20 protein-coding genes and 1 other RNA gene are annotated in these 22,081 nt (G+C 64.6%); 20 read left to right on the top strand and 1 reads right to left on the bottom strand.

The genetic code is table 11. From position 1 onward, the window contains the following. The first annotated feature begins 106 nt into the window (after positions 1-106). The 19 genes from Q0D52_RS08730 to Q0D52_RS08820 all read left to right on the top strand — a co-directional run bounded on the left by Q0D52_RS08730 (position 107) and on the right by Q0D52_RS08820 (position 20,750). A complete protein-coding gene (locus Q0D52_RS08730; protein ID WP_294382088.1) occupies positions 107-556 on the top strand; it encodes a division/cell wall cluster transcriptional repressor MraZ in 450 nt (149 codons plus the stop codon). An 18-nt stretch (positions 557-574) separates the two neighbouring features. Continuing rightward, positions 575-1,534: a 16S rRNA (cytosine(1402)-N(4))-methyltransferase RsmH gene (gene rsmH / locus Q0D52_RS08735; protein ID WP_294382093.1), complete on the top strand. Its 960-nt coding sequence runs from the start codon at positions 575-577 to the stop codon at positions 1,532-1,534. A gap of 95 nt (positions 1,535-1,629) precedes the next feature. Beyond that, complete coding sequence (locus Q0D52_RS08740) at positions 1,630-2,094, top strand: hypothetical protein (protein WP_294362036.1); 465 nt, start codon at positions 1,630-1,632, stop codon at positions 2,092-2,094. A 6-nt stretch (positions 2,095-2,100) separates the two neighbouring features. After that, the gene (locus tag Q0D52_RS08745) at positions 2,101-4,146 is read left to right on the top strand and encodes a penicillin-binding protein 2 (RefSeq protein WP_294382098.1); all 2,046 of its coding nucleotides are present in this window, start codon (positions 2,101-2,103) and stop codon (positions 4,144-4,146) included. A 9-nt stretch (positions 4,147-4,155) separates the two neighbouring features. Beyond that, entirely contained in the window at positions 4,156-5,649 is a 1,494-nt protein-coding gene (locus Q0D52_RS08750; protein ID WP_294382100.1) for a UDP-N-acetylmuramoyl-L-alanyl-D-glutamate--2,6-diaminopimelate ligase, read from the top strand. A 3-nt stretch (positions 5,650-5,652) separates the two neighbouring features. Beyond that, positions 5,653-7,134, top strand: coding sequence for a UDP-N-acetylmuramoyl-tripeptide--D-alanyl-D-alanine ligase (gene murF, locus Q0D52_RS08755; protein WP_294382102.1), 1,482 nt, complete (start codon positions 5,653-5,655; stop codon positions 7,132-7,134). 2 nt (positions 7,135-7,136) lie between these two features. Next, positions 7,137-8,174, top strand: a complete 1,038-nt coding sequence (gene mraY / locus Q0D52_RS08760) for a phospho-N-acetylmuramoyl-pentapeptide-transferase (RefSeq protein WP_294362040.1) — start codon at positions 7,137-7,139, stop codon at positions 8,172-8,174. A 3-nt stretch (positions 8,175-8,177) separates the two neighbouring features. Continuing rightward, positions 8,178-9,692, top strand: coding sequence for a UDP-N-acetylmuramoyl-L-alanine--D-glutamate ligase (gene murD / locus Q0D52_RS08765; protein ID WP_294382104.1), 1,515 nt, complete (start codon positions 8,178-8,180; stop codon positions 9,690-9,692). An 11-nt stretch (positions 9,693-9,703) separates the two neighbouring features. Beyond that, on the top strand, positions 9,704-11,083 hold the full coding sequence (locus Q0D52_RS08770) for a putative peptidoglycan glycosyltransferase FtsW (RefSeq protein WP_294382106.1): 1,380 nt from the start codon (positions 9,704-9,706) through the stop codon (positions 11,081-11,083). Between the two features lie 4 nt (positions 11,084-11,087). After that, positions 11,088-12,197, top strand: coding sequence for an undecaprenyldiphospho-muramoylpentapeptide beta-N-acetylglucosaminyltransferase (gene murG / locus Q0D52_RS08775; RefSeq protein ID WP_294382108.1), 1,110 nt, complete (start codon positions 11,088-11,090; stop codon positions 12,195-12,197). 131 nt (positions 12,198-12,328) lie between these two features. Continuing rightward, positions 12,329-13,732, top strand: a complete 1,404-nt coding sequence (gene murC / locus Q0D52_RS08780) for a UDP-N-acetylmuramate--L-alanine ligase (protein WP_294382109.1) — start codon at positions 12,329-12,331, stop codon at positions 13,730-13,732. Between the two features lie 6 nt (positions 13,733-13,738). Then, positions 13,739-14,668 (top strand): UDP-N-acetylmuramate dehydrogenase, encoded by a 930-nt coding sequence (gene murB / locus Q0D52_RS08785; protein ID WP_294362045.1) that lies wholly within the window; start codon positions 13,739-13,741, stop codon positions 14,666-14,668. Beyond that, entirely contained in the window at positions 14,622-15,581 is a 960-nt protein-coding gene (locus Q0D52_RS08790; RefSeq protein ID WP_294382111.1) for an FtsQ-type POTRA domain-containing protein, read from the top strand. Before murB ends, Q0D52_RS08790 begins: the two co-directional genes overlap by 47 nt. Before the next feature lie 175 nt (positions 15,582-15,756). After that, complete coding sequence (ftsZ, locus tag Q0D52_RS08795; RefSeq protein WP_294382113.1) at positions 15,757-16,878, top strand: cell division protein FtsZ; 1,122 nt, start codon at positions 15,757-15,759, stop codon at positions 16,876-16,878. A gap of 21 nt (positions 16,879-16,899) precedes the next feature. Beyond that, the gene (locus Q0D52_RS08800) at positions 16,900-17,751 is read left to right on the top strand and encodes a polyphenol oxidase family protein (RefSeq protein ID WP_294382132.1); all 852 of its coding nucleotides are present in this window, start codon (positions 16,900-16,902) and stop codon (positions 17,749-17,751) included. A 2-nt stretch (positions 17,752-17,753) separates the two neighbouring features. Beyond that, positions 17,754-18,455: a YggS family pyridoxal phosphate-dependent enzyme gene (locus Q0D52_RS08805; RefSeq protein ID WP_294382116.1), complete on the top strand. Its 702-nt coding sequence runs from the start codon at positions 17,754-17,756 to the stop codon at positions 18,453-18,455. A 75-nt stretch (positions 18,456-18,530) separates the two neighbouring features. After that, positions 18,531-19,445, top strand: a complete 915-nt coding sequence (locus tag Q0D52_RS08810) for a cell division protein SepF (protein ID WP_294382118.1) — start codon at positions 18,531-18,533, stop codon at positions 19,443-19,445. A 69-nt stretch (positions 19,446-19,514) separates the two neighbouring features. Then, positions 19,515-19,775 carry a YggT family protein gene (locus Q0D52_RS08815; protein WP_042433343.1) on the top strand — a complete coding sequence of 87 codons (261 nt, stop codon included), beginning with the start codon at positions 19,515-19,517 and terminating at the stop codon, positions 19,773-19,775. 45 nt (positions 19,776-19,820) lie between these two features. Beyond that, positions 19,821-20,750 carry a DivIVA domain-containing protein gene (locus tag Q0D52_RS08820; protein ID WP_294362050.1) on the top strand — a complete coding sequence of 310 codons (930 nt, stop codon included), beginning with the start codon at positions 19,821-19,823 and terminating at the stop codon, positions 20,748-20,750. Between the two features lie 268 nt (positions 20,751-21,018). On the opposite strand, the gene rnpB is transcribed toward Q0D52_RS08820, so the two are convergent. Further along, an RNA gene (rnpB, locus tag Q0D52_RS08825) (RNase P RNA component class A) lies at positions 21,019-21,366 on the bottom strand. Between the two features lie 94 nt (positions 21,367-21,460). Here rnpB and Q0D52_RS08830 point away from each other — a divergent pair. Continuing rightward, entirely contained in the window at positions 21,461-22,069 is a 609-nt protein-coding gene (locus Q0D52_RS08830) for a thiamine diphosphokinase (RefSeq protein WP_294382121.1), read from the top strand. The last annotated feature ends 12 nt before the right edge of the window (positions 22,070-22,081 follow it).

Consider the following 22,081-nt stretch of genomic DNA (forward strand, 5'->3'; position numbering starts at 1 on the left):
TGTGCAAAACCGCCCAAAACGTGCCGCAAGATGTTGCGAAGTGGGATGAAGTGGGGTAGAATCCCAAACACCGAACGGAGCAAACGGAAAGCAGCGGAAGGAAGGCATGGCAGAAGGCGTCGACAAGCCGATCGACATGAACGGCTCCTACCGACACAAGGTAGACGCCAAGGGCCGTATGTCCCTGCCCGCCGCGTTTCGCAAGGTCCTTTCGGAAGATCTGGTGGTAACCCTCAGTCCCGATGACGAGTGCCTGTACGCATTCGAGCCTCAGGCGTTCGAGAACTGGATCGTGTCGCTGTTCGATAGCAAGTTCGGCGGCTACGACCCCACGTCCAAGGCTCACGTCGGCTTGCGCCGCAAGCTGAAGAGCCGCGCCAACAACGTCAGCGTCGACAACGCCGGGCGCATCGGCATCCCCGCCGAGCTGCGTCAGAAGGCCGGCATCGACAAGGATGTCGTCGCATTGGGCAACACGGGCTACTTCGAGATCTGGGACGCAAAGCGCTTCGATGAGCAGGATGACGACATCGACTTGAGCGTGTTGTTCAGCTAATCGGAAGGCGTGAGCGAATTGGCAAACCAAGAGTTTCGGCATATACCGGTCCTGCTTCCCGAGTGCCTCGAGCACTTGAACCTCAAACCGCAGCAGACGTTCGTGGACGCAACGCTCGGCGGGGCAGGGCATTCCTTCGAAGTTGCCCAGCGCATCGGATGCGGGGGCATCCTCATCGGCATCGATCAGGACGACGTGGCGCTTGCCGCGGCCGCCCGCAAACTCGGCTCGCTGCCCGATGAGCTGCGCCCGCATCTGGAACTGGTGCGCAACAACTTCGGCAACATGGACGAAGCGCTTCTGAGCGTGGATGTTCCCGGTGTGGACGCGTTTTTGTTCGACATCGGCGTATCCTCCGTTCAGATTGACACGCCATCACGGGGCTTCTCCTTCAAGGAGGATGGCCCGCTTGATATGAGGATGGATCCGGGGAAAAACACTCTAACCGCAGCAGAGGTCGTGAACACCTACAACGCAGCAGACCTCACTCGGATTATCCGCTCCTACTCCGATGAGCGGTGGGCCAGCCGCATCGCGGACTTCATCGTCCGCGCCCGCGAGAAGGCCCCGCTTGAAACGAGCGCGCAGCTGGTCGACGTCATCAAGGCGGCCATCCCGGCAAGCGCGCGCCGCGCCGGCGGGCACCCCGCCAAGCGCACGTTCCAAGCCCTGCGCATCGAGGTGAACGGCGAGCTCGACGTTCTGAAAAGCGGCCTGGAAGCTGCCATCCGCTGGGCGAACCCCGGCGGGCGCATTTGTGTGATCAGCTACCACTCGCTTGAGGACCGCATCGTCAAGGATATGTTCCAAAGCTTTGCGAACCGCTGCACCTGCCCGCCCGATCTTCCGGTGTGCATGTGCGGCAAGGAGCCGATACTCAAGGTGCTTACCCGAAAGCCCATCGTCCCCACGGCCGATGAGATAGCGCGCAACCCCCGCGCCCGCAGCGCCAAGCTGCGCGTGGCGCAGAAGCTGTAGCGCAGCACGACAAAAGCAGCAACACGACAACCAAGCGAACTTGTTCGCGCAACGTGCCACCGTAAACGAAGCAAAAACACGAAAGGAGGTGGAGCATGAGCGCGCAGCCTGCGTATTCCCTGTATCCCGAACGCGCCGTCGAGCGCGCCCCGCGCACGCGCATCTCCGTCGTGCCCGGTCAGCGCACCCGCTCCGCCGCTCCCGCCTCCACCGTCACGCCCGGCCTCGTGCTGAAGGTCGCGATCATCGTCATGGCGGTTTTGGCCCTGGTGGGCATCGCAAGACTCACCCTGTCGGCGGCCACCGTCACCACCTCCATGCAATCCCAGGCGCTTTCCAGCCAGATCGACGATGCCCGCGCAGAGGGCAGCTCGCTCGAGGTCACGCAAAGCCTGCTTTCCAACTCCACCCGCGTGCGCATGCAGGCCGAGAAGCTCGGCATGGCGGCGCCTGCGGAAGTGGGTACCATCAATATGCCCGAAGACGTGGTTTCCACCAACGACGATGGGTCGCTTTCCCTGTCCCGCAGCGTGGAGACCGCCACCAACGCCGGGGAGTAGCCCGTTATGCAGAACCGAAACCGCCCGCCGCGCAACGACGGCGGCGCCCGCGATGCCCAGCGTCGCGCGAACAACAGCAGATCCGGCCGTTCGTCAGGCCAACACGCAAGCCGTACCGACGCCCGTAGCGCATACCGCTCCGGGCGTCACGGCGCTTCGGGGAGCAGCCGCTCCCACGCCGCGCGCCCTGAGCGCGATGCGCGCGCGTCCCGCTCGCGAAACGGCGCATCCCGCCAGCCCGCCCAGCCCAAGACGGGCGTAGCGGGCTTCCTTGCGTTCCTCAATGCCGAGCGCGCGTTCGCGCCGCTCGTCCTGTTCGCCCTCGTCGTGGTGGTGTTCTTCGGCAAGCTCGTGTGGCTGCAGGTCATCAAGGCCCCCGAGTTCACCGAGCAGGCCCAGGCGCAGCGCACCTCCAAGATCGTGCTCGAGCCGCGCCGCGGCACCATATACGATCGCAACGGCGTGGTGCTCGCCACCAGCGTCGACGCCACCACCATCTACGTCAATCCCGCCGAGGTGAGCGACCCCAACCTGACCGCGGGCATCCTGGCGCAGGTGCTCGGCGGCGAGGCGAAGGACTACCTGGAGAAGGTCACCGCCAGCGACACGTACTATTCCATCATCAAGCGCAAGGCCGACACCAGCGTCGGCGACGAGGTCAAACAGCTGGCCTCCGAGCGCGTCGAGGAGGCGCAGAACAAGGAAACGGCGGATGCGAAGGCGGCCGGCCGCAAGGCCGAAACCATCGCCTCGGGCATCCATTACGTCTCCGAAAGCCGTCGCGAGTACCCGAACGCCCAGGTGGGCGGCCAGGTGGTCGGCGCGTGCAGCATCGGCGTGGATTCGGACACGAACCGCGAATACTATTACGGTATCTGCGGCCTTGAGGCGGAGTACAACGACGTGCTGTCCGGCACGCCGGGCTACATGGAGCAGGAATACGGCCAGACCGGCCAGCTCATCCCGAGCGGCACCCACGAGAAGGTGGACGCCATCGACGGGCAGGACATCGTCGTGTCCATCGACATCGAGCTGCAGCGCCAGGTGGAGGACTCCCTGACGTCGGGCTGCAAGGGACTTAACGCCACGGGCGGTTCCGCCGTGCTCATGGACGGCTCCACTGGCGAGATCTACGCTGCCGCATCCCTTCCGCTGTTCAACCCCGCAGATCGAAGCGAGGTCAAGGAAGGCGCCATGCAGCTCAAGTGCGTCACCGACCTGTTCGAGCCCGGCTCCATCTTCAAGTCGGTCTCTGCCATGGCCATTTTGGAAACGGGCACGCTCACGCCCGATTCCGAGCTGTTCTGCCCGGCATCGATCACCGCGGACGGCTACACCATCTCCGACGCCCACGAGCGCGGCGACGCCACGTTCACGCTGCGCCAGATCCTCGACCAGTCCTCCAACGTCGGCATCTCGCTTGCCACGGAGAAGATGGGCTTCGAGGAGCTGTACAACCACATCGTCCGCTACAACCTGCACTCCGACACCGGCGTCGACTATCCCGGCGAAGGGGAGGAGGGCACCGACGTGCTCGGCATGCTCGCGCCCTACGACCAGTGGTCGGCCGTGCAGGCGTACAACGTCTCGTTCGGCCAGGGCGTGTCGGTCACCCCGCTGCAGATGACGCGCTTCTACGGCGCCATCGTCAACAACGGCGTCGAGTGCGTGCCGCACTTCCTCATCGGCAAGCCGCAAAGCGGCACCACGCCCACCTACGACACCACCCAGGTCATCGACAACACCGCGGCGCTTAGCGACATGCAGTCGATGCTCAAGACCGTCGTCACCGACGGCACGGGAAAGAAGGCGGCCATCGACGGCTTCAACGTGGCGGGCAAGACCTCCACGGCCGAGATCTACGACGAGGAGAACGGCGGCTACCGCAAGAACGTGTACAACTTGGCGTTCACGGGCTTTTTGGCGGATTCGTCAAGCAAACTCGTATGCTTTGTGGGCGCAAATGAGGTTCCTGGGGACGGTGTCGTCACGCCTATCTTTAAGGATATAATGACTGCAGCAATCGATCGATTCGGGATTACGTCTGAGTGAGGTATCCAAATGGGTAAGACCTGCACCGAACTGTTTGAAGGCATGGACTGCACCATCATCGGCAACGCGCAAGATGAGGTTGAGGGCATCGCCTATCGAAGTGATAAAGTCAAGCCCGGCGACGCGTTCTTCTGCATCGTCGGCATGAAAACCGACGGCCACACCTTCGCCCAGGACGCCATCGACCGCGGCGCGAAGGTGCTCGTGGTGGAGCGCAAGGTCTATCTGGCCGACGCCACCGACGTCACGGAGGTGGTCGTCTCCGATACGCGCAAGGCCATGGCCGAGGCGTCGGCGCGCTTCTACGACGATCCGTCGCGCGCGCTTTCGCTGGTAGGCGTCACGGGCACGAACGGCAAAACCACCACCACGTACCTGGTGGAGCACATCGCCCGCGTGGCGGGCAAGCGTACGGGCGTCATCGGCACCGTGGGCACCGTCATCGGCGATGTGCACGAGAAGTCCTCGCACACCACGCCGGAATCGCCCGACCTGCAGCAGCTGCTCGCCCGCATGCGCGATGCGCGCTGCGACGTGGTCGCCATGGAGGTCTCCAGCCATGCGCTCGACCTCGAGCGCACGTTCGCCTCGTCGTTCGCGGTCACGGCGTTCTCCAACTTAACGCAGGACCACCTCGACTACCATCACACCTTCGAGGCCTACTTCGAGGCCAAGGCGCGCCTGTTCGGCAAGGATTACCCTGCCCGTCGTGTCATCTGCATCGACGACAAGTGGGGCAAGGAGCTGCTGCGTCGCTGCTCGGAGGCCGGTGACAGCGTGGTCACCACGGGCTTCGATCGCTCGGCGCTCATCCATCCCAAGGATGTGCAGTACTATCCCACACACACCTCCATCACGCTCAACGTGCGCGGCTCCTACTATGAGTTCGACTACCCGCTCGTGGGCAAGTTCAACGTCGAGAACATCATGTGCGCGTTCGGCATCGGCATCCAGCTCGGCATCGGCGTGTCCACCATCATCGACGCGCTGCGCGAGGCCCCGCAGATCCCGGGTCGTCTCGAGCGCGTGCATACGCCGCATGACGGCGGCGTGTCGGTGTTCGTGGACTACGCGCATACCCCCGACGCCTTGGAGAAGGCCTTAGGCTCCATCATGGCGCTCACGCCCGGCCGCACCATCTGCGTGTTCGGCTGCGGCGGCGACCGCGATGCGTCCAAGCGCCCCATCATGGGCCGCGCCGCGCTTGCGGCCGACCATGCCGTGGTCACGTCCGACAACCCCCGCACCGAGGACCCCGATGCCATCATCGCCGATATCGTGGCGGGCATGGGGCAGGGCGAGGGCCGCTTCGACGTGCAGCCCGACCGCCGCGCCGCCATCGCGCGCGCCATCGAGCTTGCCGAACCCGGCGATTCCATCCTTGTGGCCGGCAAGGGCCATGAGGATTATCAGCTCGTAGGCAAGGAAGTGCTCTCCTTCGACGACCGCGTCGTCGCCCGCGAGGAGCTTGAACGTGCATTCGGCGAAGGGGCTTGTGAGTAACCAATGCGTTTCACCATCAACGAAGCCGCCCGTGCCACGGGCGGCTCCTTTTCCATCGACCCTGTAAGCGATCAGACGGAGATCACCAGCTTGACCTGGGATTCCCGTAACGTCGAACCTGGGGCGCTCTACGTTGCGCTGCCCGGTGAGCGGGTGGACGGGCACGCCTTCGCCGCAGCCGCCGTGGCGGCGGGCGCGGTATGCGTGCTCGCGCAGCACGCGCTCGACCAGGCATCGGCAGACGAAATCGCCGCCGCCGGGGCCGCCGTCATCCAGGTTCCCGACACCCAAGCCGCCGTCACGGCGCTTGCGCGCGCATGGCGCGATCGCCTTGAGGGCCGCGTCATCGGCATCACCGGTTCCACGGGCAAGACCACCACGAAGAACCTTGTGCGCGACGTGCTCGCCGCCGCTGGCAGCGTGTGCGCCACGAAGGGCAACCAGAACAACGAGCTCGGCGTTCCCAACACCGTGCTGGCCGCCCAGGCCGACACGCGAAACGTCATCGTCGAGATGGGCATGCGCGGCCTTCACCAGCTCGAGGAGCTTTGCGGGTTCGTGCGCCCGCAATGGGGCCTTGTCACCAACGTCGGGGAAAGCCACATCGAGCTTCTCGGCAGCCGACGCAACATCGCCCGCGCTAAGGCCGAGCTGCTCGAGGCGCTGCCCGCAGGCGGCATGGCGTTCGTAAACGCCGCAAACGATATGACGCCTGAGCTGCTCGAGTTCGCCGATCTTGATTCCCGCGGCGTCACGTGCGTGCTCTACGACGGCACCGCCGAGGCCGCCGATCGCCGCGCGTCCCTTTCCGCCGCCGATGTGGAGCGCCCAGCCGTGTGGTCCGAGGGCGTGCGCCTCGATGCGGCGGGCTGCCCGCGCTTCGCGCTGTGCGCCTGCGGGTTCGACGGCATGCCCGCGCCCGTGCGCGTGGATTGCGCCCTTGAGCTGCGCGGCATGCACAACGTGTCCAACGCCTGCTCCGCCGCCGCCGTCGGTTTCGCCGCCGGCATGAACGCTGCGCAGGTCGCCGAAGCGCTCTCGGGCGCCAAGCCCGAGGCGGGCCGCCAGGAGGTTCTCCAGGCGCCGGGCGGTTTCACCGTCATCAACGACGCCTACAATGCGAACCCTGATTCCATGCGCGCGTCGCTTTCCACGTTTGCCGCGCTCGATGCGGCCGGAGTGCGCATCGCGGTGCTCGGCGACATGGGCGAGCTCGGCTCGTTCGCGCCGCAGCTGCACGAGGAAGTTGGCGCCTTCGCTGCCGAATGCGGCATTGACCGCCTCGTGTGCGTCGGCCAGCTTGCCCAGGGTATCGCGGCCGGTGCGCAAAAGGCCGGCATGCCCGCCGACCGCATCGCGCTCGTCGCCGACGGCGCCGCCGCGCTTGCCGACGTTCGCGAGCATGCGGCTTCCGGCAGCGCGGTGCTCGTGAAGGCCTCGCATTTCATGGCCCTTGAGAAAGTGGTGGAAGGATTGGTTGAATAGCTATGTTGCACATATTCGCGTCATACCCCACGTTTCTGGTGTTTTTGGCCATCGTGGTCGCCATCGCGGTCACCATGGTGCTTATGCCGGCGTGGATCAAGTTCCTCAAATCAAGCCATATCGGCCAGCAGGTGCGCGCCGACGGCCCTGAAAGCCATTTGGTGAAGCAGGGCACGCCCACCATGGGCGGCGTCGTCATGCTCGTCGCCGTCATCCTCACGGCGCTGGTGGTGGGCCATCCCACGCCCGAAACGTTCGCGCTGCTCATCGCCACCGTGCTCACGGGCTGCCTGGGCCTTATCGACGATGCCGAGAAGGTGGTCAAGGAGCGCAGCCTCGGTCTTACCCCGAAAGCCAAGCTGGTGGGCCAGTTCCTCATCTCCACGGTCTTCGGCCTGGTGGCCGTCAACGTGATGGGCATCGCCCCCACGATCGAGATCCCGTTCATCTACACGTTCGACCTGGGCGTGCTCACCACGCACTTCGGCGCCGTGGAGGTGCCGTGGCTCTACATCATCTTCGTGGACATCCTGCTCATGGGCATGTGCAACGCCGTGAACCTCACCGATGGCCTTGACGGCCTGGCCGCAGGCACGGTCATGATCGTCATGATCGTCATGGCCGCCATCGCATACCGCTCCGACATGCTCGACTCGGCCATCTTCGCCGCCGCGCTCGCCGGCGCCTGCGTGGGCTTTCTGTGGTTCAACTCGTTTCCCGCCGATATCTTCATGGGCGATACGGGCTCGCTTGCCCTTGGCATGGCGCTCGGCTGCCTTGCGGTGTTCACCAAGTCCGAGTTCATCGTGCTTATCATCGGCGGCCTGTTCGTGGCTGAGGCGCTGTCGGTCATGATCCAGGTGTTCTACTACAAGAAAACCCACAAGCGCATATTCCTCATGGCCCCGCTTCATCATCATTTCGAGAAGAAGGGCTGGTCTGAGACGAAGGTCGTCGTGCGCTTCTGGATCGTTTCCGGCGTGCTGGCCGCGCTCGGCTTCGCCGTGTACTTCGCAGAGACTTTGATGGCGGTGGCATAGGCTATGGAGAATCAGAAGATGCTTGCAGGCAAAAAACACGCTCCCGAAAACTTGGGGCGCGTCCTCGTGCTGGGGCTGGGCAAGTCCGGCCACGATGCCGTGGATTACCTTATGGCGCAGCTCGGGTCGCGCGTGACCCAGCTGGCCGTGTTCGGCGGGCAGCCCAACGACGCCTCCGACGCCTACGCGCGCAAGGCCCGCGGCTGCGGCGCCATCGTGGAGTTCGGCGAGGGCGCGGTCGATCGCCTGGCCGAGGCCTGCGGCGGGCATTTCGAGCTGTGCATCGCAAGCCCGGGCATCTCCGAGTTTTCCGACCTGTACCGCTCGGCCGCTGCCGTCAGCGACGAGGTTATCAGCGAGGTCGAGCTCGCGTGGCGCGAGTCCGATGAATCCAGCACGTGGGTCGCCGTCACGGGCACCAACGGCAAAACCACCGTCACCGCTCTAACGAACCACCTGCTTCGCGCCGCGGGCATGGCAAGCTCCGCCGTCGGCAACATCGGCGACACGTGCATCTCCGCCGTGGCCGCCGGCAAAACCGACGTCTACGTGGCCGAGGTGTCGTCGTATCAGCTCGCATCCACGAAGCTGTTCGCGCCCAACGTGGCGGTGCTGCTCAACATCACGCCCGACCATCTGCATTGGCACCATACGCTGGAAAACTACGCCGCTGCGAAGATGAAGGTGCTCGAAAACCTTTCCCAGGTCCCCGGCTCCGTTGCGGTCATGGACGCTTCCAACGACGTCGTGCGCGCCGAGGTTCGCCGCCTGCGCGGTATCGCCGGCGGATGCGGCTTCGCCGTCGTGCCCATGGGCACGGCCGAAGGCCTGCAGGGCGACATGCGCGCCCGTTGCGGCTCCGACAACGCCGCGTTCATCAACGGCGAAGGCGTGCTCACCGTGGCCCTCAAGGGGCAAGAGCTCGCCCTCATCAACGCCGATAACCTGCTGATCAAGGGCGCGCACAACGCCGGCAATGCGCTTGCCGCCGCAGCGGCGGCCTTGGCTGCCGGCGCCTCCGATGAGGCCGTGTGCGAAGCGCTCGCCACGTTCAGCCCGCTCGAGCACCGCATCGAGCCCTGCGGCACCGTGCGCGGCGCCGAATGCTACAACGATTCGAAGGCCACCAACGTCGATGCCACGCTCAAGGCGCTGGCGGCGTTCCCGCATACCCGTCCCATCGTGCTGCTCGGCGGCGACGACAAGGGCACCGATCTGGCCGACCTGGTCGCGGCCGCCCATGCCCACACGCGCGCCGTGGTGTGCTTCGGCGCGGCGGGCGCTCGCTTCGCCCAGGCGTTCGAGGAGCGCCGGGAGCAGGCACCGGAAGGTTTCCAGCTGCTCACGGCGAAGAACATGGAATCCGCGCTCGACGTCGCCCTCGAACAGGCAAAAGCCGGGGAAGTGGTGCTGCTTTCGCCCGCCTGCGCATCGTTCGATGAGTTCCACTCCTTCGAGGAGCGCGGCGAGGTCTTCAAGAAGCTCGTGGCCGATCACGCTGCCGAGCTTGGCGCGTAAGGACGGTCTGCATGGCTTCCGCGCGCAATAGGCGCTCCGATGCCGAGTCGGTCATCTGGCCCCAGGTGCTGCTTGTGGTGGCCGTGGTCGCCCTCACGCTCATCGGCTTCGTCATGATCTACTCGGCCTCGCAGGTCACCATCCTCTCCGAGGCCGCCACGAACTACTATGCCGACACCGAGGCGGGCCAGTACCTGCGCGATACCATCTCGTATTCGGATTACATCGCGCAGCAAAACCCCTCGGCGAAGTTGATCAGCCAGTTCGTTTACTCCCTGGCGGGCATCATCATCGCCGTCGCAATCTGGTTCATGCTCCCGCGCTGCGGTTGGAAGAGCGCTATCGTCAAAGGCTATTGGGCGGTGTGCGTGGTGCTGCTCGCTATCACGTTCCTCTTCGGAGCCGCCGCTCTCGGCGCCCAGCGCTGGATCGTCATCGGCCCCTTTTCGCTGCAGCCCTCCGAGTTCGCCAAGATAGCCATCGTGCTCATGGCCGCCAACCTCATGGACGACCTCAACGAAGGCGCCGAGTTCAAAGCCACCATGATCAGGGCGGCCATATATGTGGTCGCTCCCACGTTGTTCCTGCTGTTCACGCAATCGGACCTGGGAACCACCATCATCATCTTCGTGGGCGTGTACGCGGTGCTATGGTTCGGCGGCGCCCCCGCGAAGCTCATGCTCGCCATCGCCGGCGCGGCCGTCGTCGCCATCATCGCCATCGTCTTGTTCGGCTCGGGCTATCGCCAGGACCGTTTCGTGGTGTACAACCCTTGGAATGATGGCGATGGCGGCAGGGGCAACGGCTATCAGACCATCCACTCCTTCTACGCGTTCGCCGAAGGGGGCCTGTTCGGCGTGGGCCTGGGCAATTCCAGCGAGAAGTACGACTACCTTCCCGAATCCGAGACCGACTTCGTGTTCTCCATCATCGGCGAGGAGTTCGGCATGCTCGGCGCCCTTGTGGTCATCGCGTTGTTCTGCTGCATCCTGTTCGCCGGCATGCGCATCGCCCGCGCGGCGGCCACGCCCAACGAGCGCATCGTGGCGGGCAGCGTAACCATCATGCTCGTGTTCCAGGCGTTTCTGAACATGGGCTGCGTCATCGGCCTCGTGCCCACCACGGGCAAGCCCCTGCCGTTCGTGTCCGCAGGCGGCTCGTCGCTGATCGCGTCGCTCATGATGGTCGGCATCATCCTGGCGGTTTCGCGAAACGCCGATGCCACCACCGTCTACGATCGACGTCGCGCGAACCTGCGCGTCGTGCGTGCGGTCGACGACGACGCCCGCGACTCCCGCGACGTCCCGCGCGGCCGCGGCAGGGCCGATTCGCGCACGCGCGCCCCGCAAGGCGCGCGGCGCCGTCAAACGCATTCTTCATCCCGGAGGTGACATCATGCGCATAGTCCTTTCCGGCGGCGGTACCGCCGGCCATATCAATCCGGCCCTCGCGCTTGCCGACGTGTTGCGCGAGCGCGGGCATGAGGTGCTGTTCGCCGGCACGCCCGGCGGCATCGAGTCGCGCCTCGTCCCCGCGGCGGGCATCCCGTACCAGGCCTTCGAGGCCGCCGGCTTCAACCGCAACCATCCGCTCACGCTGCCGAAGGCCATCATGAAGATCCAGCGCTCCACGAAGCTGGCGCGCAAATGGTTCACCGAGGTCCATCCCGACTGCGTGGTGGGCTTCGGCGGCTACGTCTGCATCCCGGTCGCCCGCGCCGCCGAGCAGCGCGGCATCCCCGTGGTGGTCCACGAGCAGAACTCGGTCATGGGCATGGCGAACAAGTACCTGGCCCGTCAAGCCCGCGCCGTGTGCCTGACCTACGAGCATGCCGCTCAAGCGCTTTCCGACAAAAGCAAGGTGGTGCTCACCGGCAATCCCGTGCGCGCAAGCGTGTTCGCCGCAACGCGCGCCGAGGGCCGTGCCGCGTTCGACGTCCCCGAGGATGCGCGCATGTTGCTCGTCACCGGAGGAAGCCTGGGCGCACGCCATCTCAACGCGGCCATCGTGCAGCGCAAGGACATGCTGCTTAGCTATCCCGATCTGCATATCGTGCACGTCACGGGCCCCAAGGAGCTCGACAGCGTCGCCGAGCAGCTTTCCCTGACCGACGAGCAGGCCAAGCGTTGGCACCTCATGGGCTACACCGACCAGATGGGCCTTGCCATGGCCGCCGCCGACGCCATCGTCAGCCGCGCGGGCGCCACGTCGCTCGCCGAGATCTCGGCGCGTCATATCCCGGCGCTGCTCGTGCCGTTCCCGTACGCCACCGAGGACCATCAAACCATGAACGCGCGCGCATGCGTCGAGGCCGGCGCGGCGTTCCTCGTCGCCGACGCCGACGTCGAGGGTGGGCAGTTCACCGACTACCTCAAAACCCTCATCGAGGACGAAGGCGCCCGTCAGCGCATGTCGGATGCCGCGGCCGCCGCGAAGACCCGCGATGCGGCGGGGCTGCTCGCTGATGTAGTCCTTAAGGCGTGCGAATCCAAGTCGGCGCAATAGGGTAAAATAATAGAGTTTGAGCAAGCACGGGCGGCCTTTGCGCCGCCCGTTTCCCGGGTGCGCCCGGGTTTCACATCATCGCGCCGCAAGCATCTAAGGCTTCGGCGCATAGGCTTCAGGAGGCAGGCAACATGAGCGAAGAGCGCATCAAGCAGGTGCACTTCATCGGCGTCGGCGGCGTGGGCATGAGCGGCATCGCCCGCGTGGCCCACGACCAGGGCATGCAGGTGTCGGGCTCCGATATCAAGGAAAGCCGCTACACCAAGCAGCTGCGCGAGGCCGGCATCACCGTGTTCATCGGCCAGAAGGCGGAAAACATCCCCGAGGGCGACCCGGTCGTCGTCATCTCCACGGCCATCCTCGAGAACAACCCCGAGCTCATCGAGGCGCGTCGTCGCGGCCTTGAGATCTGGCATCGCGCCCAGATGCTCGCGCATCTCGGCGTGGGCCTGGACACGCTCGCCGTGGCCGGCACGCACGGCAAGACCACCACGTCGTCCATGCTCGCCAGCGCGCTCGACGCGCTCGGCGCCGACCCCACCTTCCTCATCGGCGGCATCGTGCGCGCCTACGGCACCAACGCCCATTCCGGCACCGGCGCCCATTACGTGGTCGAGGCCGACGAGTCGGACAAGTCCTTCACGTACCTCTCGCCTAAGGCGGTGCTTGTCACCAACATCGAGGCCGATCACCTTGACCATTACAAGGACCTCGACGAGATCTACGACAAGTTCCACGACTTCATGGGCCTCGTTCCCGAAGACGGCGTCATCGTGGCGTGCGGCGAAGAGCCCCATGTGGTCGAGATCGCCCGTTCCGAGGGCCGTCGTATGTACACGTATGGCTTCAACGAGGGTTGCGACGTGCGCATCACCTCCTACGAGCCCCACGGCATCGGCAGCCGCTATACGGCCGTCATGCCCGACGGCACGCAGGTCGAAGGAACCATCAAGCAGAACCCGGGCCGTCACAACGTCCTGAACGCCACAGGCGTGATCACGCTGCTGTGGGCGCTCGGTTTCGATGCAGCGAAGGTTGCTCAGGCGCTTTCGGGCTTCGCCGGCGTCCGCCGTCGCTTCGATCTGGTCGGCGAAGTGGACGGCGTCACCGTCGTCGACGATTACGCGCATCATCCCACCGAAATCGCCGCCACCATCTCCGCGGCAGCGGGCCTTGGCTACAAGCACGTCCACGTGCTTTTCCAGCCGCATCGCTATTCCCGTGCGCCCCTGTTCACCCAGGTGCTCCACGACGAGTTCGGCGCCGCCTTCGACAAGGCCGACAGCGTCACGTTCATGGACGTGTACCCGGCAGGCGAGGCACCGGTGCCCGGCGTCTCCGGCAAGACGTTCCTCAACGTCGTGCTCGAGCACGAAGGCCATCCCCAGGCGGATTTCGTGGCCCATCGCGTCGACGTCGTCCCGCATCTTATGGAAAAGCTTCAGCAGGGCGATCTGGTCATCACCATGGGCGCCGGCGATGTCACGGCCATGGGTCCGCAGATCATCGACGCGCTCCTCAAGGCGCGAGGCTAGGCAGCCATGAGCGCGCGTCACGCATGCTCGCCGCTTGAGGCGCTGCTCGTCGATAGCGCCTTCGATGCCGACGTCTATCCCGACGAACCCATGCGCCGCCATACCATGTACCGCATCGGCGGACCTGCGCGCTTCTATGTGCAGGTCGGATCCATCGGCGCGCTCAAGCGTCTGGTGGGCGCCTGTCAAGAATGCTGCGTCCCGTGGGTGGCGGTCGGCCGCGGCTCGAACCTGCTCGTCTCCGACGAGGGGTTCCCGGGTGTCGTCATCGCCCTCGGGCGCGATTTCCGCGCCTGCCGCTTCGACGAGGAAACCTGCAGTTTCATCGTGGGTGCGGGGGTGCCGCTGTCAAGCGTCGTGCAGGAGGCGTTTCGCCGCAGCCTCTCGGGTCTGGAGTTCGCGGTCGGCACGCCGGGTACCGTCGGCGGAGCCGTGCGCATGAACGCCGGCACCCGCGAGCAGGGGATAGCGGACAGGGTGGTCTCGGTCACCACGTTGTCGCCGCAGGCGGGGCTCGTGCGCCGCGAGGCGGCGGATATCCGTTGGGGTTACCGCTCCAGCTCGTTTGCCCCCGACGAGGTCATCGTCGAGTGCGAGCTTGCGGTCAAGCCCGCCGATCCTTATCTGCTGCGCGGCAAAATGGAGGCGGCGCACACCCGTCGCAAGAAGACGCAGCCGCTTACGCTGCCAAGCTGCGGCAGCGTGTTCAAGAACCCCGAAGGCTACTCTGCGGGCCAGCTCATCGAGCAGGCGGGGCTCAAAGGGGCGCGCGCGGGCGGCGCGCAGATATCCGAGGTTCACGCGAACTTCATCGTGAACAGGGATAATGCAACCGCTCAGGACGTGTTGGAACTCATTAACATGGCAAGGTCGAAGGTATACGAGGCGTATGGCATCGAATTACAACCGGAAGTCCGCTTCCTCGGGTTCGCATAGGCGCCCTCAGGCGCCCCGCGGCGGGTCGCGTCCTCCGCGCGCCTCGCAGCGCCCATACGGCCCGGTGCCCGGCTCGCGGCTCACATCGGTGCGCGTAGGGGACCTTCCTCAAACCGACCACGGATCGCGGGCGCGGCATACCTACCGGCGCTATCTGGTGCGCCTCGGGGCGCTCGCCGCTGCCATAGCGGCGCTCGCCATCGCGGCGGTCATCGTGTACAACTCCAGCCTGTTCACCATCGAGAGCGTCTCGGTTTCGGGCGCCGAGCATCTCACGGCCTCCGACATGCAGCAGCTTGCCGGCGTGCCGGCAGGCACCACGCTTCTGCGCGTAGATGCCGCCGGCATCAAGGAGAACCTGAAGAAAGACGCTTGGGTCGCGGATGCGAAGGTCAAGCGGGCGTTTCCCAACACGCTGCAGATCGACATCACCGAGCGTACCATCACGGCGGTGGTCGAGGTCCCCAACGAGAACGCGCAGAACTCCACGCAGTGGGCCATCGCCTCGGACGGCATGTGGCTCATGCCCATCCCCGATCGCGATTCCGAGGCGGGGCGCCGCACCAATTCGAAGGTCTACGAGGACGCCGAGTCGGTGCTGCACATCACCGACGTGCCCTACGGAACCAAGCCCACGGTCGGCTCGTACTGCACCGACGCCAACGTGAACAACGCGCTCGCCATCGTGGCCGGCATGACCACCGAGCTCGCCGATCGGGTCACCTCGGTGAAGGCCACCGAAACAGCGTCTACCACGCTCACCATCAAAGACGGCCCCGACATCGTCTTCGGCACGGCGGACAACATCCGCGAGAAGGAGAGGGTCTGCCTGCAGATCATGAAGGAGCATCCCGAGGGCGTCACGTACATCAACGTGCGCACGCCCGATAGGCCGACCTGGCGATCGTTATAGCCCCAAGCGGCCCGTGCGCGCAGGCGTGCGGGCCGTTTTGATATGTGCATGTGGTTGCCGTTGGGTGGCGAAGCGTTGCAAACCCACCCTCTTTGTGTAAAATAATCCCACGTGAATACAACCACGAGTGTGTGAAACGCAGCTCAAAGCAAGCGTAATAGTGTGGAGGAATACAATGCCAAACAATTCGGGCGAGCATCTGGCGGTCATCAAGGTCGTCGGCGTCGGCGGCGGCGGCACCAATGCCGTGAACCGCATGGTCGAGGCGGGCGTCAAGGGCGTGGAGTTCATTGCCGTCAACACCGACCGTCAGGCCCTTCTGATGTCGGATGCCGATAAGACCATCCACATCGGCGAGGAGCTCACGCGCGGCCTGGGCGCCGGCGCGAACCCCGAGGTCGGCTGCCAGGCCGCCGAGGAGTCCCGTGCGGAGATCCGCGAGGCGCTGGCCGAGGCCGACATGGTCTTCGTCACCGCAGGCGAGGGCGGTGGCACCGGCACCGGCGCCGCTCCCATCATCGCCGAGATCGCCCGTGAGGAAATCGGCGCGCTGACGGTGGGCATCGTCACCAAGCCGTTCTCCTTCGAGGGCCGCACCCGCCGCAACCAGGCGGAGCAGGGCATCGATCTGCTGTCCCAGAAGGTGGACACGCTCATCGTCATCCCCAACGACCGTCTGCTCGAGATCGTCGATAAGAAAACCAGCATGCTCGACGCGTTCCGCATCGCCGACGACACGCTGCGCCAGGGCATCCAGGGCGTTACCGACCTGATCACCATCCCGGGCCTGATCAACCTCGACTTCGCCGACATCCGCACCGTCATGAAGGACGCCGGCACCGCTATGATGGGCATCGGCCTGTCCTCCGGCGAGAACCGCGCGCTTGATGCCGCGCAGCAGGCTACCAACTCCGCGCTGCTCGAGGCTTCCATCGCCGGCGCCTCCCGCGTGCTGTTCTCCATCTCCGGCGGTCCCGACCTCACGCTCACCGAGGTCGACGAGGCGGCCCGCACCGTCGAGGCCTGCGCCGACGAGAACGCCAACATCATCTACGGCCAGATCATCGACGAGAGCATGGGCGACAGCGTGCGCATCACCGTCATCGCAACCGGCTTCAAGGTCAATGCGCCCCAGCAGTCCGCTATGGACTTCAACCGCAAGGACCTGTTCGCCTCCACGGCGGCCCCCGAGCCGGCTCCGACGCCTCAGCCGTCCACGTATTCCACGCTCACCAGCACGCCTGGCCGCTTCGCCGATGAGGATTACATTCCCGATTTTCTGAAGCGTCAGCGCTAAGGAGTCATAGCTTTGCATACCGTGTGCGAAACCTTACCTGCACCGACACTCGACGCGCGCCCCTGCGGCGCGCGTCGCATTTCCATGCTCACCGATGATGCGCTGTTCCAGGCGTGCGGCGTCCGCATCGCCTTTACCGGGCGCGATGGGGGAGCAAGCCAGGGGCCGTTCGCATCGCTGAACCTTGGTGCCCACGTGCAGGATGACCTCGATCATGTCATGGAAAACCGTCGCCTTGCCATGCAGGCGCTCGATGGCGAAGACGTTCCGGTCATCGTGCCCAACCAGGTGCACGGCACGGAAATCGTCTGCATCAGCTCGTGCGATGCCGCCAGCGTCGTGGCGGCCCAGCAACGTGCGCAGGCTGCCGCCGATGCCCTCGTGGTCACCACGCCCAACGTTGCGGCCATGCTGTGCTTCGCCGATTGCACGCCCGTCATCGCGGTGTCGCCCACGGGGCGCTTCGCCGTTGCCCATGCGGGCTGGCGCGGGGTGGTCGGCAAGATCGCGGCTTCCTGCGTCGAGCGCCTAGCACGCGAAGATGGTGCTAAAACCCCTGATCAGCAGCGCGAATTCGCAGCCGATTACAACATCTACGTCGGCCCGCACATCCACGATTGCTGCTTCGAGGTGGGGCCTGACGTCGAGCAGCGCTTCGCCGAGCTGTTCGGCCCAGGCTGCGTTCGCCCGTCGCGCCATGTCAGCATGCTCGATGCGCTGCGCGTGCAGCTTGCGGCTGTAGGCGTCGATCCCGCCCGCATCTGCGATGCGGGCATCTGCACGCAATGCCATCCGCAGCACTACTTCTCCTATCGGGCGTCCGGCGGCACGTGCGGCCGCCATGGCGCCATCGCGTTTCGAAAGGAAGCATAGCCATGCCATTCGCTCAACACTATCAGGAAACGCTTGAAGAGCTCTCCCGCGTGTGCGCCTCGTGCGGGCGCGACCCGCGCGAGGTGAAGGTCATCGCCGTCTCGAAGACGGTCGATGCGCCCGCCATCTCCGTGGCCATCGCCGCGGGCGCTCATGATTTCGGCGAGAACCGTCCCGATGTGCTTGCCGCAAAGGTGGCCCAGCTGCCGCAGCAAACCTGGCACTTCATCGGCAACGTGCAGTCGCGCAAGATCCCCGAGATCGTCGCCTGCGCAACGCTTGTGCACTCCGTGTGCAAAGAGGAGCATTTCGTCAAGTTCGACCAAGCGGCCGAGCGCCTTGGCAAGGTTCAGGAGATCCTGCTCGAGGTCAACGTGTCGGGCGAGGAGAGCAAAAGCGGTTTCACTCCTGACCAGGCGCTCCACGCGCTTCAGCTTGCCGAAACGTTCCCCCATATCGCCGTCCGCGGTCTCATGACCATGGCGCCGCAGGGAAACCTTGAAGTGGCACGCGAATGCTTCGAAGGCCTGGCGGCTCTGCGCGATACGTTGCGCAGCCAGCTTCCCTCCGAGCAGGCCGCGATCTTCAATGAACTTTCCATGGGCATGAGCGAGGACTGGCGCGAGGCCGTTTGCGCGGGTGCTACCATGGTGCGGATAGGCCGAGCTCTGTTCAGCGACTCCTTCGAGTCCGTTCAGGCATAAGGCTCGCGTCCGCAATACCGAACATGCAGCGGCGGCGTCGACCGCCGTCCCAAAGAAACGAAGCAGGAGAGCGGTATGGCAATGCCCAAGTTCAACAAGCCCGAAGGCATGCTCGACAGCATCAAGTCCAAGCTCGGGTTCTCCGATGGCGGCGATTACTACGATCGCGGCCGCAGGGATTATGACGACTACGATTCCGGCGACTACGACGACTATGATGATGACTACGAAGAGGACGACGCTGCCCCCAGCTCGAACTACGATCCGTACGATTCGGTCACCACGCGCCCCGCGCGCGGCAACCATGCCCGTCCCTCGGTCGGCTCGGGCGGGTATCGTCCGGCCAAGCTCGTCTCCATCGACGATGTGCGCGCGCATACCACCGTGCCGGACAGCTTGAACCGCGATCCGCTGCCCCCGCGCAAGGTCAGCTCCCCGTCGTTCGGCAACCGCACCATGGTCGACCCTGCGTTCACCGCTCCGGCGAACACCCCTAACGCCAGGGCCGCGGCAGCTGCCAGCCAGGAGCGCTCGGAAAGCCTGAACGCCCTGTTCAGCACCACCGCCGCCGAGGCCGCCGAATCCAGTGCGGCTCCGGCGGCCCAAACGGCTGCGAAGCCCATCGAGGGCGCGTTCACGGCGGCCGCCAAGGCGGCTTCCGTTGCTTCCTCGTTCGACCCGTACAAGGCCTACGAGGGCACCGCAACGGGCACGCATAACCCCACGCGCTCGGTCACCATCGTCAAGCCGGCCAGCTACGGTGAGTGCGAGAAGGTCGCAAAGGCCCTCAAAGCCGGCGACGCCGTGGTGCTTGCGCTCAAGGAAACCCCCGATGCGCTGGCAAAGCGCGTACTCGATTTCTCGTTCGGCGTCTCGAGCGCCCTCGACGCCAGCGTCGACTGCATTGCGGACAAGGTGTTCGTCATCGCGCGCGGGGCTGCTCTCAGCGAGGCCGAGCGTGCAAGCCTCCGTTCGCAGGGCATTCTGTAATCTTCAAATATCGAAACCTATCCCCGGGCTTGGCGCCCGGGGGCGCTAGCAAGGAGCGAAAAAGCCCGCATGCTCAGTTTGAAGTACCTTATCGTGTCGCTTTCCGATGCGTACAGCATGATCATCTTCGTATACGTCATGCTGTCATGGTTCCCGACCGATCGGGGCATCCTCGCAGACATCAACAACGTGCTCGCGCGCATATGCGATCCGTATTTGAACCTGTTCAAGCGCCTGATCCCCCCTATTGGAGGTATGGTGGACGTAACGCCCATCGTCGCGCTGCTTGTACTACAATTCGGTGTACGTTTGTTGGTAAACTTGTTCTAGGTGCGCACCTGCGCATTCCCGCACGTCAGATGAAGGGATACAAAGATGGCTATCACCTCTGCTGAAATCCATAACCAAAGCTTCTCCATCGATCGCAAGGGCTATGACGTCGACGAGGTCGATGTCTTCCTCGAGCATGTCGCCGATGAGATCGACGGCCTGAATCAGCAGATCGCCTCGCTGCAAAGCCAGGTCAGCGAGGATACGTTCGCCGGCTTCGACCGCCCCGCCACCTTCGAGGACGAGGCGTTCGACGAGCCCGAGCCCGAGCCCGTCGTCGAGCAGGAAGACCAGTTCGCAGCTTCTGTCGACCCGGCCATCCTGGCCGAAAAGGACGCCGCCATCGCCGAGCGCGATGCCCGCATCGCCGAGCTTGAGGAGCAGCTTGAGTCCAAGAAGGCCGACGGCAACGCCATCGCCCAGGCGCTCATCATCGCCCAGCGCTCCGCAGACGAGATCCTGGCCAACGCCAAGGCCGATGCTGCCGCCACGGTCAAGGACGCCGAGGACGAGGCCGACCGCATCCTCGACAAGGCCGAGAACGATCGCCAGAAGGTCATCGACGCCATCCACAAGCTCGAGGACGATCGCGAGGCGGCGCGCGAGGATTATCGCGACCTGCTCAACGACTTCATCACCGATGCCACTCGCAAGCTTGCCGAAATCGGCGAGAAGGCCCCGAAGGCCGCTGGCGCGCTTACGTCCGGTCAGCACGGCCGCTATGCCACGCACGTTGATTCCGAGCCCGTCGTGAAGGAGGCCGCCGCAACCGCGCCGCAGGCTCCGCTCACTGTCGACGGCTCCGATGCTTATGACAACGCGCCGGCCATGCCGGCCGCCGTTCCGGCCGCCGCTGCAACCGGTGCATCTCCTGCGATCACCGGCTCGGTCGCTCCCGTGGCTTCCAGCGTCGAGAAGGACTTCTCCGGCTTCGGTGACGCCGCCGACGATTTCGAGATCGACGATCTCGACTAACCTGCAACAGGAAACGCCTGCGGGTTTGCCGAGCGGTGAACTTCCGGTCGTCAAGCATGATCGCTAGGTCGTTCGCCCTCATAGAGCGCATTCGCCCAATGCATACGATGAAACGGGGATCGAGCACATGCTCGATCCCCGTTTTCGATATATAAGGAAAAGTGGCGGAATGCAGCGCCAAACGCACTTCTGCAAAATGGTGTCGCAGCGCGTTAACAGACGTTTTGCCCATGAAGCAAAAAAGCTCCCGAACGGGAGCCTTTTGAAAACCGCGAGCGAGTCGATAAGCCGGGTTCTGTCGTTGGACGACCATTTATCTCGAACGCGCGTCACCGCGCGTCTCAAGCACGCAACCCGAATGCACGGAAGGGCGGCCGTATGGCACTCCTATTTGCGCTTGCTCCAGATGGGGTTTTCCAAGCCACGTTGTTACCAACGCGCTGGTGCGCTCTTACCGCACCGTTTCAGCTTTTCTCCCGTTTGCACGGGGGAGTTTACTTTTCTGTGGCACTTTCCGTCGGGTCGCCCCGCCCAGCCGTTAGCTGGCATCTTGCCCTTTGGAGCCCGGACTTTCCTCACGCCGCTCAAGGCGGCGCGCGATCGTCTGGCCCGCTCGCAGTGTGGTATTCTACCATATCGGAACCGAAACAAGGAGCATCATGACAACCTGTGCATTGGTTGGCGCCACATATTTCAACGAACAAGATTTCATGGCACGTTACAACGAGGGCTTTTTCGACTTCGTCATCGCCGTCGACGGCGGTTTTGCCCCGCTCGACCGGCTTGGCGTCGCGCCCGACATGGCCGTGGGCGATTTCGACTCCCTTGGATACGTTCCTCGCGCGAAGCGGGTCTCGCGTCATCCTGTGAACAAGGATGCCTCGGATATGGAGCTCGCTCTCCAAAGGGCTGCGAACTACCATCATTCCGATATCTACGTATATGGCGGCATCGGCGGCAGGCTCGACCATACGCTGGCCAACCTGCAGCTGTTCGCCGCGTATTCGGAGCGCGGGTTCTACGTCACCGGCATCGCCGATGGTTTCGCCATACGATGCGTCACCGGCCCTGACGTGTTCACCCTGCCTGACAACGTGGAGAAAGGCACCGTCTCGGTCTTCGCCGCAAACGATCGCGCCGAGGGCGTCATCGAGCGGGGCTTGGAGTATTCGCTTGATGATGAGCCCCTCACCAACCGAACCAGCCTTGGGCTTTCCAACGAGCTTATCGGCCAGGAGGCCACCATCGCCGTGGAGTCGGGCACGCTTTATGTCTTTTATCCTTTGCCTTGGGTAACTCCTGACCGGCCGGGGATATAATAACGGCCGCAA

Origin of the sequence: uncultured Senegalimassilia sp. (genome assembly GCF_934630535.1) — a bacterium.
Classification (GTDB): Bacteria; Actinomycetota; Coriobacteriia; order Coriobacteriales; family Eggerthellaceae; genus Senegalimassilia.

Bases quoted from the DNA above. Each gene is read 5' to 3' on its own strand.
- Q0D52_RS08730 (WP_294382088.1), top strand. From the start codon at position 107: ATGGCAGAAGGCGTCGACAAGCCGATCGACATGAACGGCTCCTACCGA.
- Q0D52_RS08740 (WP_294362036.1), top strand. From the start codon at position 1,630: ATGAGCGCGCAGCCTGCGTATTCCCTGTATCCCGAACGCGCCGTCGAG.
- Q0D52_RS08745 (WP_294382098.1), top strand. From the start codon at position 2,101: ATGCAGAACCGAAACCGCCCGCCGCGCAACGACGGCGGCGCCCGCGAT.
- Q0D52_RS08750 (WP_294382100.1), top strand. From the start codon at position 4,156: ATGGGTAAGACCTGCACCGAACTGTTTGAAGGCATGGACTGCACCATC.
- murF (WP_294382102.1), top strand. From the start codon at position 5,653: ATGCGTTTCACCATCAACGAAGCCGCCCGTGCCACGGGCGGCTCCTTT.
- mraY (WP_294362040.1), top strand. From the start codon at position 7,137: ATGTTGCACATATTCGCGTCATACCCCACGTTTCTGGTGTTTTTGGCC.
- murD (WP_294382104.1), top strand. From the start codon at position 8,178: ATGGAGAATCAGAAGATGCTTGCAGGCAAAAAACACGCTCCCGAAAAC.
- Q0D52_RS08770 (WP_294382106.1), top strand. From the start codon at position 9,704: ATGGCTTCCGCGCGCAATAGGCGCTCCGATGCCGAGTCGGTCATCTGG.
- murG (WP_294382108.1), top strand. From the start codon at position 11,088: ATGCGCATAGTCCTTTCCGGCGGCGGTACCGCCGGCCATATCAATCCG.
- murC (WP_294382109.1), top strand. From the start codon at position 12,329: ATGAGCGAAGAGCGCATCAAGCAGGTGCACTTCATCGGCGTCGGCGGC.
- murB (WP_294362045.1), top strand. From the start codon at position 13,739: ATGAGCGCGCGTCACGCATGCTCGCCGCTTGAGGCGCTGCTCGTCGAT.
- Q0D52_RS08790 (WP_294382111.1), top strand. From the start codon at position 14,622: ATGGCATCGAATTACAACCGGAAGTCCGCTTCCTCGGGTTCGCATAGG.
- ftsZ (WP_294382113.1), top strand. From the start codon at position 15,757: ATGCCAAACAATTCGGGCGAGCATCTGGCGGTCATCAAGGTCGTCGGC.
- Q0D52_RS08805 (WP_294382116.1), top strand. From the start codon at position 17,754: ATGCCATTCGCTCAACACTATCAGGAAACGCTTGAAGAGCTCTCCCGC.
- Q0D52_RS08810 (WP_294382118.1), top strand. From the start codon at position 18,531: ATGGCAATGCCCAAGTTCAACAAGCCCGAAGGCATGCTCGACAGCATC.
- Q0D52_RS08815 (WP_042433343.1), top strand. From the start codon at position 19,515: ATGCTCAGTTTGAAGTACCTTATCGTGTCGCTTTCCGATGCGTACAGC.
- Q0D52_RS08820 (WP_294362050.1), top strand. From the start codon at position 19,821: ATGGCTATCACCTCTGCTGAAATCCATAACCAAAGCTTCTCCATCGAT.
- Q0D52_RS08830 (WP_294382121.1), top strand. From the start codon at position 21,461: ATGGCACGTTACAACGAGGGCTTTTTCGACTTCGTCATCGCCGTCGAC.